Source organism: Bifidobacterium primatium (genome assembly GCF_002802875.1).
Taxonomy (GTDB): domain Bacteria; phylum Actinomycetota; class Actinomycetes; order Actinomycetales; family Bifidobacteriaceae; genus Galliscardovia; species Galliscardovia primatium.
Genome location: NZ_PEBI01000004.1, coordinates 373,279 through 383,418 on the forward strand (window position 1 = coordinate 373,279; position 10,140 = coordinate 383,418).

A 10,140-nucleotide genomic window follows, 5' to 3' on the forward strand; every position below is an offset into this window, starting at 1 on the left:
GGATCGCAGAAGCAGATCGACAAGTTCATCGAATCCTGAGAATCCCGACGGCGGCGGCCATACCGCGTCATGACGGCGAGGGGCGGGCCCGGAAATATCCGGCCCGCCCCTCGCCGTCCCGTCGGCGCATCATTCGACTCGATACGATGCGACTTACCTCGTGCGTCGAATCAGGCTGATGAACATCTGGTCCGTGTCGTGCAGATGCTCGAACAGCTGCACGTCGCCGGGACGCGACGGCAGCGGGATGCCGGCGTCGATGCCGCGCAGCACCTCGACGGCGTCGATGCGTTCGGCGTCGTCGCGCGCATCCAGCACGGCGTCGACGATGTCGCGAGTCTCCGCCAGTGCCGGCGAGCAGGTGACGTAGGCTACGACGCCGCCGGGCAGCAACGCGTCCAATGCGGATGCCAGCAGTCCCCGCTGCACTTCGGCCAGCTCGGTCAGGTCCTCCGGCCGCTTGCGCCACCGGGCCTCGGGACGCCGACGGAGCGACCCCAGGCCGGAGCATGGCGCGTCGACCAGAATGCGCTCGTAGTGCTGCGGCGTCCGCGATCCGATCACGCGGCCGTCGAGCTCGCTCACCTCGCGCATGGTGCCTTCGGGCAGTGCCGCGACGTTCTCGCGCACCAGTCCGGCACGATGCGGGCTCGGCTCGTTGGCGGTCAGCTGTGCGCCGCGCCGGGCCGCAAGGGCGCCAAGCAGAGCGGTCTTGCCGCCCGGTCCCGCGCACATGTCGAGCCATTGGGCGGGGCCTTCGACGGCTTCGATGTCGCCGAGCGGGGCTTCGGCCAGGACGAGGGCCGCCAGCTGGCTGCCTTCGTCCTCCACGCCGGCCCGTCCCTCCTGCACGGCGTCGATGTGTTCGGGGTTCACTCCGTGCACGCGCAGCGCATAGGGGCTCCATCGTCCGTTCTCGGCGCGCGCCCGCTCGGGCAGGGACGCGATCAGCTCGTCCCTGTCCGTCAGTCCGGGACGGGCGACCAGGGTGACGTCCGGAGCCTCGTTGTCGCGGGCGAGCATGGCGGCCACGGCGTCATCGCTCGTTTCGAAGCCGGCCGTTCCGTCGTAACCGGCGGCCAGCCAGGCCTTCGTCAGTTCGTCGACCACCCACGCGGGATGCGAGAACCGTATGGCCAGCCGCTCCCCCGCCTGTTCGCGGGGGATGCGCGAGACCACGATGGATTCCCATTCCTGCCGGGAACGGGCCGCGATCCGACGCATGACGGCATTGGCGAATCCCGCGGCATGCGAGCCGACGCGGCGCCGCACCAGGTCGACGGTCTGCGACACGGCGGCATGGTCGGCGACCGCCATGAACAGCGCCTGGAACGCGCCGATACGCAGCGCGTCGAGCAGTCTGCCGTCGATGGCCGTACACGGGCGTTTCGCGGCCGCCGCGATGATGGCGTCAAGCAGACCACGCCAACGCTGCGTGCCATATACGAGTTCGGTGGCGAAGGCGGCGCCGCGGGAGTCCGTTCCGCTGGCCGCAAGCATCTTCGGCAGCACCAGGTTGGCGAAGCTGTCGGCCTCGCTGATGCGGCGGGTCGCGTCATAGGCGATCAGCCTCGGATCGGAGGCGGGCTTGTTGCCGGGTCTGCGCGAGCCACCGGAGCCCGGTTGCGAGCGCTTGGGCCGGCGGGAGTCCCGGCTGCGTTCCGGACGGGAGGAGCCGTAACCGTCAGGCACAGTACGCCCCCGTTTCCAGATGCGCGCCGCGCGCCCAGTCGGCAGCACGCATGGCCTTCTTGCCCTGCGCCTTGACCTCGAGCAGCTCCAGCGGCCCCGTGGCGGTGCCGACCCACACGTTCTTCTTGCCGGCGGTCAGCACACCCGGCTGCAGGTCGCCGGGGACGTTCGGGCGGCTGGTGTCGGCGGGTCGGGCGGCGAGGATGTGCAGGGTGATCGCCTCGGCGTCGGCGCTGTGCGAGAAGCGGCACCAGGCGCCGGGGTCGGGCGTGCATGCGCGGATCTGCCGGTCGGCCTGTTCCACGGGCACGTCGAAGGACACATGGGCGTCCTCGGTGCGGATCTTGTCGGCGATGGTCACGCCTTCCGCCGGCTGCTCCCTGGGTTCCGCGGTGCCGTCGGCCACCGAGCGCATGGCCTGGACGAGCAGTCCGGAGCCGCTTTCCGCCATGGCGGCAAGCAGTTCTCCGGAGGTCTCATGACCGCCGATCTCGGTGTGGTTCTGCAGCAGGATGGGGCCTTCGTCCATGCCGAGGGTGATGCGGAACACGGTGGCTCCGGTGCCGGGCTGGCCGGACCAGATGGCCCGCTGCGCCGGTGCGGCGCCCCGCCACTGCGGCAACAGGGAGAAGTGGAGGTTGTACCAGCCCTTGGGCAGGGCATCGAGCGCCGACTGCGGCAGGATGCGTCCGTAGGCGACCACTGCGGCGGCCTCGACGTCCCATCGGGCGAGCTCGTCCACGAATCCGGGGTCGCGGGGGTTGGCGTCAATGACGGGGATGCCGAGTTCGAGCGCCGCCTGCTTGACGGGACTGGGCGTGAGCCTGCGGCCACGGCCCTTGGGCGCGTCGGGGCGGGTGAGCACGCAGGCGACCTCCAGCCCTTCGGCCTCGGCCAATGCGCGCAGCGACGGTACGGCGACGTCAGGGGTGCCGCAGAACAGAATCCTCAACAGTGTGTTCCTTCCTTGGTTTCTCGCTGGTGGTTCGATTGACGGCCGCGAATCGTATATGACGCAACCGTATTATGTCGGTCTATCGCACGGACTGCACGGCGGGGATGTCCACGCCGTTGGCGATGAGCAGTTCGCGCAGTTTCTGCGGGTCGGAGAAGCGCACTCCCCTGATGCCCGCCTCGTTGGCGCCGACCACGTTCATCGCCTTGTCGTCGACGAACACGCTGCCTTCGGCGTCGATGCCGAAGTCCTGCAACGCGCGCTCGTAGATCTCCTTGTGCGGCTTGCGCAGCTTCACGAAGCCGGATACGAGCTTGCCGTCCAGCTGCTGGATGATGTCGCACTGCTCCTCGGCGATGTGGAACAGCGACGCCTCCCAGTTCGACAGTCCCCATACTCCGATGCCGGCCGCCTTGAGGTCGTTGATGAGCACGCGGGCGCCGGGCACGACGCCGATGAGGGAGTCACGGAAGTTATCGAGATAGTAGCGCAGCATGTCGGCCCACTTGTCGCCGTGGGTCTCGCGCAGCCATGCGATGCCCTCCTCGGTGGTGGCGCCGGCGTCCATGCGGTCGTTGGCGTCGTAGAAGCCCGAGATGTCGTTGTCGAGGAACCGGTCGATGGTCTCCTTGTCGTATCGGGGCAGCAGCGCCGCCTCCGGGTTCCAGTAGATGAGCACGTTGCCGAAGTCGAAGATGACGTTCCTGATGGGCTTGCCCATCGCGTCGGCGGCGTTGCCCTCGCCGACCAGCACGTCATAGTCCATCTGGGGTTCCCCCGGCCAACCTTTCATGGCATGTCCTTTCCTGCAGACCGCTGTCCGCGCCCGTCGGAGCGTGATGCGCGAACGACTTTCCGCTTATTAGATTACTTCCTTGGGACTGACGGCGAAACGCAGCTCCCCGCGTTCGCGCGACGCCGCGTGTTTGGCGGCGGCGGCATGCAGGCGTTTCGCGAGCTCGCCCAGTTGCTCCCGTGGAACCCTGATCAGCGCGCGGACGCGGTCCTCGGTGCCGTCGAGCTGCCGGCTCACGGTCGGCTCGGGAGCCATGGACACGGGGCCGAGCACCGCCGGCCAGTCGGTGCCGTCGGCGTGGATGACCGCCAGGTCGCCATACAGCGCCCCCACGCGTTCCAGCAGACCCATCACCGGTCCCCGCTGCCCCCATACGGCGGCGGCGCCCACGGTGGGCGGCAGTACGGTCTGGCCGCGCTCGTCAAGCTCCCGAGAGGCAAGCGTCCGGGGATTCCAGGTGATGAGCGACTGCGCCAGCGCGGAATCGGTCTCGCCGACGAGCAGCACCTGTCCTCCCTGTGTTCGCGGCACGCATAACGCCGCCGCACGCATCCACGCGGTGAGCGTGTCGATACGGGCGTCGAGTCCCGCCGCATACAGGCTGGTCCATGCGTCCAGTATGACGACCGCCTGATAGCCGCGTATGGCGCGTTCGCCGAACGGCATGACCCTTGGCTCGGCTCCGGGCGTGGCGATGACCAGCTGGGGCTTGCCCGCCACGTCCTCGATGATGCCTCTGGGCTGGCCGGGGGTGGAGATCATGATGGGCACGCCGCGTACGAGCCCCTGCAGCTCCCTCATGGTGTCCTCGGCGCTGATGCGCACGCCGCGCATCCGGGGGCATGAGCATGCGGGACACTGCCAGTGGACCGCCGCCGCGCCACACCATCGGCATTGGGGCGCCGCGGACGGCATGCGCTGCAGCGGGCCGGAGCATCTGCGGCAACGCGCCTGCCGGTGGCAGTGCGCACAGGCCAGCACGGTTCCCGCTCCCCGATGCGGCACGGACAGCAGCACTGGGCCGGAACGCAGCGCCCGCTGCATCACCGACACCGCCACATGCGGCACGCGTGCGCCGATGGCGGGATCCTCCAGACGGTTGAGTTCGTCGCGGTTCAGCCACCGGATCCATGGCGTGCATTCCTTGCCGGCCGAGGGCATGGCGTGCACGTCCACGACCGAGGGGTCGTGGTCCGACTCCCATTGGCTTATGGGGCTTCGCGCATGCCCCGCGGCGATGAACGTCCCGCCGTGGGCCCGTGCCCTCAACTGCAGCACGTCCCTCGCCTGTGCGTAGGGCATGAGCCCGTCGGCGTTCTGATAGGCCACATCGTCCACGATGGCGAACATCGCCGCCCCCTCGACCGGCGCATACATCGCGGCGCGCAGGCCGATGACGCACCGCACCGCGCCGGTGGCCACGGCCATGTAGGAGCGATAGCGCAGTTCGGGAGCCATGGAGGAGCCCAGTATCGCCACGTCGCCGCCCCACACGCCGTTCGCGGCCGGCTCGAACCGTCGCAGGCCGTAGGCGGTCAGGCATCGGAGCATATCGGCCACATGACGCATGTCGGGCAGCACGATGACGACGGACCGTCCGCGCATCAGCGTCAGCGCGGCCGCCCAGGCAAGATCCTTGGCCCATAGCCTCGGACCGGGCAGATCGTCCCAGACGACATGCCCGTATCCCCTGCCGCCGAGCGCCTCGCGCAGCCTATCGGCGTTGGCGTATGTCGAGGATATTCGGGAGAAGCCCTTGACCACCGGCTCGTCGAGCATCGTGGCCAGTTCCTCGCCGCGGGAGGCCGTCGCCCTGGCCCCCGGCTTGTATTCCCTGTCCACCTTGGCGCTGCGCGGGGGGACGGCCACGCGCAGGATGTTGGCGCGTGTGCCGCCGAACGCCTCGGCGATGCGGGTGATGTCCTCGCGCATCTGCTCCGACAGAATGATTCGCGGCGACACGACGCGCTCGAGGAACCGCAGCGACGACGTGGGCGTATCGCTGCCGTCCGCTCGCTGCCAGATGAACCCGTCGAGCAGCTTGCCGCCGAATCGCACGCGCACGCGCACGCCCGGCTGCGCCGCCTCCGACTGCTTCTCCTCCACGAGGTAGTCGAAGGTGCGGCCGAGATGCGCAGCCTGCACGTCGATGACGACGCGGGCGATGGGATGCTCGGCCGCCGGGGTCTTCTCCGCCGGCGCGCGCTTGCGCCGACGCCGCGGCGCCAGGCCGTCAAGCGTCAGCTGCTCCGCATGCGTCCCGCTCATGCCATCACCCTATCATTCCCCGAGTTTCCGTCGTTCCAAGGTCGGTACCGGTCCGAAAGTCGCAAAGGCCGGCGTGCCATCCGACCATCCGAATGGCATGCCGGCCCTATTTGCGACGATATGCGGTTTTATTCCGCGATCGCGGCCTTGAGTTCGTCGACCTTGTCGGTCCGCTCCCACGGGAATTCGACGTCGGTGCGGCCGAAGTGGCCGTAGGCGGCGGTCTTCGCGTAGATCGGACGCTTGAGGTCGAGTTCGTCGATGATGGCGGCGGGGCGTAGGTCGAAGACCTTGCGCACGGCCTGCTGGATCTGCTCGCGGGTCACGCCGTCGATCTCGGTGCCGAACGTCTCGACGTTGATGGACACGGGGTCGGCCACGCCGATGGCGTACGCCACCTGGACCTCGACGCGATGCGCGAGGCCTGCGGCCACGATGTTCTTGGCGACCCAGCGCATCGCATACGCGGCGGAACGATCCACCTTCGACGGGTCCTTGCCGCTGAACGCGCCGCCGCCATGGTGGGCCGCGCCGCCGTAGGTGTCGACGATGATCTTGCGGCCGGTGAGTCCGGCGTCGGCGGCCGGGCCGCCGAGCACGAACGAGCCGGTCGGATTGACGAGCTGACGGTAGTCGTCGTGCCTGAGCGAATCGCCCAGCACCTCGTCGAGAACGGGGTCGATGACGTGCTCCTTCAGCTGGGCCTCGAGCCATTCGTGCGTGGCCTCGGGATCATGCTGCGTGGAGATCAGCACGGTGTCGACGCGCAGCGGGTTGTTGTCCTCGTCGTATTCGATGGTGACCTGCGTCTTGCCGTCCGGACGCAGATGCGGCACCTCGCCGCTCTTGCGCACCTCGGCGAGACGGTAGGCGAGACGGTGCGCCAGATGGACGGGCAGCGGCATGAGCACGTCGGTCTCGTCGGTGGCGTAGCCGAACATCACGCCCTGGTCGCCGGCGCCCTGGGCCTCGTATCGCTCCTCACGGCTGGCGGCGGATTCCGCCTCGCCGGTCAGACGGGCCACACCCTGGTTGATTTCGGAGCTCTGTTCGGTGATGGCGACGATCACGCCGCAGGAGTCGGCGTCAAGGCCGACCTCGGAGGACGTGTAGCCGATGCGGCGCAGCGTTTCGCGCACCTTGGACTGCACATCGACATAGCCCTTGGACGTCACCTCGCCGAAGACGAGGAACACGCCCGTGGCGGCGGAGGTTTCGACGGCGACGTGCGACTGCGGATCCTGCCTCAGCAGGTCGTCGAGGATCTCATCGGAAATCTGGTCGCATACCTTGTCCGGATGACCCTCGGTCACGGATTCGGCGGAGATGAGCTTGCGCTCCTGATTGGTCATATCATCCCTCTTTCGGACTTATCGCCCCGCCTGACGGCGAAGCACAATGATACGGTTGTTTCTTCTGTTATGGGAGTCGAGCGTGGCCGTCGGAATATCGAATCTGCTGGGGGCTACGAGTATACGTAGGCTATGAAAAAGGCTCGTGCCTGGCCATGGACATGGCCGGCGCGAGCCTCAGTGCGTTCGCTCCTGACGTTCAGTTCTACTCGACATGCGCACGGTCGGCAAGCGTGTCGCCGATTTTCGCAGACGGCCGAGAGCATCAGCCGAACGTCAATCGTTTATCGGGCGCCCGTTTATCAGACGTCCATCGAGACGAATCAGTTGCCTTCGTTGACGTCGTCCTCGCCGAGGGTCTCCTCGAGCAGGCCGTCGTTGATCTCGCGGAACGCGATGGACAGCGGCTTCTCCTGGTTCTGGTACTCGACCAGCGGGCCGACGTTCTGCAGCAGGCCCTCGTTCAGCTGCGTGAAGTAGGAATTGATCTGGCGGGCACGCTTGGCGGCGAAGATCGCCAGGGCGTACTTCGAATCAGCGTGCTGCATAAGATCATCGATGGGCGGATCCACAAGGCCCTGAGGTTCCGGGCTGGTGCCGAGTGTCATGAGAGCTCTCCAAACTTGAAAATTTACCGTACGTACTTTCCTAGGCGAGTGGATTTTACCCCATATCGGCCGTTTTGTGAAGACCTAATGTGAAAATCCTTCCATATATCGACACTAGCATGAGCGCGCGCCCATCCCCAATGGTTGAATGGTAGGCATGACAGAAATGCGATCTGCAAAACTAATGAATGGACGTGTATTCGCGGGCGCTCGCGCCCTCTACCGCGCCGCTGGTGTCGACGGTAAGGATATGGGCAAGAAGCCCATCATCGCCATCGCCAACTCCTTCGATGAGTTCCTCCCGGGCCATGTGCACCTGAACAAGGTCGGACGCATCGTCTCCGAAGCCATCAAGGAGGCCGGCGGCATCCCGCGCGAGTTCAACACCATGGCCGTCGACGACGGCATCGCCATGGGCCACACCGGCATGCTGTACTCGCTGCCCTCCCGCGACATCATCGCCGACACCGTCGAATACCAGGTGAACGCGCACTGCGCCGACGCCCTGATCTGCATCCCGAACTGCGACAAGGTCGTCCCCGGCATGCTCATGGCCGCGCTGCGACTCAACATCCCGACCGTGTTCGTCTCCGGCGGCCCGATGGAGGCCGGCACCACGGTGCTCGCCGACGGCACCGTGAAGAAGAACACCGACCTCATCTCCGTGATGTACGCCTCCGCCGACGACAACGTCTCCGAGGAGGACCTGCTCAACTACGAGAAGACCGTGTGCCCGACGTGCGGCTCCTGCGCCGGCATGTTCACCGCCAACTCGATGAACTGCCTCACCGAGGCCATCGGTCTGGCCCTGCCGGGCAACGGCACGATCCTCGCCTCGCACAAGTACCGCAAGGACCTGTTCAAGCGCGCCGCGCAGCAGGTCGTGAAGATCGCGAACCAGTACTACCACGATGACGACGATTCCGTGCTGCCGCGCTCCATCGCCACGAAGCACGCGTTCGAGAACGCCATGACCATGGACGTGGCCATGGGCGGCTCCACGAACACCGTGCTGCACATCCTCGCCATGGCGCAGTCCGCCGACGTGGACTTCACGCTGGACGACATCGAGCGCATCTCGCACACCGTGCCCTGCATCTGCAAGGCCTCGCCGTCCGGCAAGTGGGAGATCTCCGATGTGCATCGCGCCGGTGGCATCACCGGCATCCTCGGCGAACTCGACCGCGCCGGCAAGCTGCATCAGGACGTTCATTCCATCGACTACCCGTCGCTGGAGGCCAAGCTCGACGCCTGGGACATCATGCGTCCCACCTGCACCGAGGAGGCCAAGAAGATGTACAAGGCCGCTCCGGGCCACATCATCTCCCCCGAGCCGTGGACGCATGAGACCACGTTCGACTCGCTCGACACCGATCGCGAGCACGGCGCCATCCACGACATCGACCATCCGGAGATCCACGAGGGCGGTCTCGCCGTGCTGCGCGGCAACCTTGCCCCCGACGGCTGCGTGGTGAAGACCGCCGGCGTGCCGCAGGAGATCTGGAAGTTCCGTGGACCGGCTCTGGTGGTCGAGTCCCAGGAGCAGGCCATCGAGGTCATCCTCAACGACACCCTGAAGCCGGGCATGGCGCTGGTGATCCGTTACGAGGGTCCGAAGGGCGGCCCGGGCATGCAGGAGATGCTGTACCCGACGTCGTTCGTCAAGGGCAAGGGCATCGGCAAGCAGGTGGCCATGCTCACCGACGGCCGCTACTCCGGCGGCTCCTCCGGTCTGGCCATCGGCCACATGGCTCCCGAGGCGGCGAACAAGGGACCGGTGGCGCTCATCAAGAACGGCGACATCATCAACATCGATATCGAGGCCCGCACGGTGAACGTGGAGCTGACCGACGAGCAGCTCGCCGAGCGTCGTCGCGAGCTCGAAGCCGGTGACGGCTACGTGGCCCATCGTGACCGCAAGGTGTCGCAGGCCCTCAAGGCCTACGCCGCCTTCGCGCGTTCCGCCGACAAGGGCGCCACGCGCGACCCGGAGCTCATCAACAAGCTCTCCGGCCTCGCCTGATAGGCATTTAAGCCGCTAATAATTAGGGCTTGTATGCGTTTCGAAACGCATACAGGCCCTTAATTTATTTCTTTCTTCTATGAATCCGTCTCCTCCCCTTTTTCTCTTCCGTCATGGTGCGTTTTCTTCTACCATGATCCGCATCGTTCACACGCATATTATGCCCGTGTATTCATGCATTCATATACTCATGTCCAGGATTCATCGCTTCCAGACTTTGCAGTTCATCCATACGTTGTGCTTTACAAACGCAGTTCAAAGGATGATGGGGAGAGGGGGCTGAAAAAAGGAAGGATGATGAAGGGGAAGGATGATGAAGGGGAAGGATGATGAAGGGGAAGGATGATGAAAGGGAAGGGCATATGGAAGAAGGCCCCCTGGATGCTTCCAGGGGGCCTTCGTGAAGTTTGGTTGCGGCGGCGTGCTACTCTCCCACACCCTGTCGG

7 protein-coding genes and 1 riboswitch are annotated in these 10,140 nt (G+C 66.2%); of the genes, 1 reads left to right on the forward strand and 6 read right to left on the reverse strand.

Annotation, left to right across the window (positions count from 1 at the left end; translation table 11 throughout):
- Positions 1 to 153: 153 nt before the first annotated feature.
- The 6 genes from CS006_RS09480 to rpoZ all read right to left on the reverse strand — a co-directional run bounded on the left by CS006_RS09480 (position 154) and on the right by rpoZ (position 7,671).
- Positions 154 to 1,692: an RsmB/NOP family class I SAM-dependent RNA methyltransferase gene (locus CS006_RS09480; RefSeq protein WP_100511568.1), complete on the reverse strand. Its 1,539-nt coding sequence runs from the start codon at positions 1,690 to 1,692 to the stop codon at positions 154 to 156.
- Positions 1,685 to 2,647, reverse strand: coding sequence for a methionyl-tRNA formyltransferase (gene fmt, locus CS006_RS09485; RefSeq protein WP_100511569.1), 963 nt, complete (start codon positions 2,645 to 2,647; stop codon positions 1,685 to 1,687). The genes CS006_RS09480 and fmt overlap by 8 nt, the downstream gene beginning before the upstream one ends.
- 79 nt (positions 2,648 to 2,726) lie before the next feature.
- Entirely contained in the window at positions 2,727 to 3,440 is a 714-nt protein-coding gene (locus CS006_RS09490) for an HAD family hydrolase (RefSeq protein WP_100511570.1), read from the reverse strand.
- A gap of 69 nt (positions 3,441 to 3,509) precedes the next feature.
- Positions 3,510 to 5,711, reverse strand: a complete 2,202-nt coding sequence (locus CS006_RS09495; RefSeq protein ID WP_100511571.1) for a primosomal protein N' — start codon at positions 5,709 to 5,711, stop codon at positions 3,510 to 3,512.
- Positions 5,712 to 5,839: 128 nt separating this feature from the next.
- Positions 5,840 to 7,063: a methionine adenosyltransferase gene (gene metK / locus CS006_RS09500; RefSeq protein ID WP_100511572.1), complete on the reverse strand. Its 1,224-nt coding sequence runs from the start codon at positions 7,061 to 7,063 to the stop codon at positions 5,840 to 5,842.
- Positions 7,059 to 7,117: riboswitch (SAM riboswitch) on the reverse strand. (Overlaps the previous gene by 5 nt.)
- 269 nt (positions 7,118 to 7,386) lie before the next feature.
- Positions 7,387 to 7,671 carry a DNA-directed RNA polymerase subunit omega gene (gene rpoZ, locus CS006_RS09505; RefSeq protein ID WP_100511573.1) on the reverse strand — a complete coding sequence of 95 codons (285 nt, stop codon included), beginning with the start codon at positions 7,669 to 7,671 and terminating at the stop codon, positions 7,387 to 7,389.
- Between the two features lie 157 nt (positions 7,672 to 7,828).
- On the opposite strand from rpoZ, the gene ilvD reads away from it, so the two are divergent.
- Positions 7,829 to 9,694, forward strand: a complete 1,866-nt coding sequence (ilvD, locus tag CS006_RS09510) for a dihydroxy-acid dehydratase (RefSeq protein ID WP_100511574.1) — start codon at positions 7,829 to 7,831, stop codon at positions 9,692 to 9,694.
- The last annotated feature ends 446 nt before the right edge of the window (positions 9,695 to 10,140 follow it).

Bases quoted from the DNA above. Each gene is read 5' to 3' on its own strand.
- CS006_RS09495 (WP_100511571.1), bottom strand. From the start codon at position 5,711: ATGAGCGGGACGCATGCGGAGCAGCTGACGCTTGACGGCCTGGCGCCG.
- ilvD (WP_100511574.1), top strand. From the start codon at position 7,829: ATGACAGAAATGCGATCTGCAAAACTAATGAATGGACGTGTATTCGCG.
- rpoZ (WP_100511573.1), bottom strand. From the start codon at position 7,671: ATGACACTCGGCACCAGCCCGGAACCTCAGGGCCTTGTGGATCCGCCC.
- CS006_RS09490 (WP_100511570.1), bottom strand. From the start codon at position 3,440: ATGAAAGGTTGGCCGGGGGAACCCCAGATGGACTATGACGTGCTGGTC.
- metK (WP_100511572.1), bottom strand. From the start codon at position 7,063: ATGACCAATCAGGAGCGCAAGCTCATCTCCGCCGAATCCGTGACCGAG.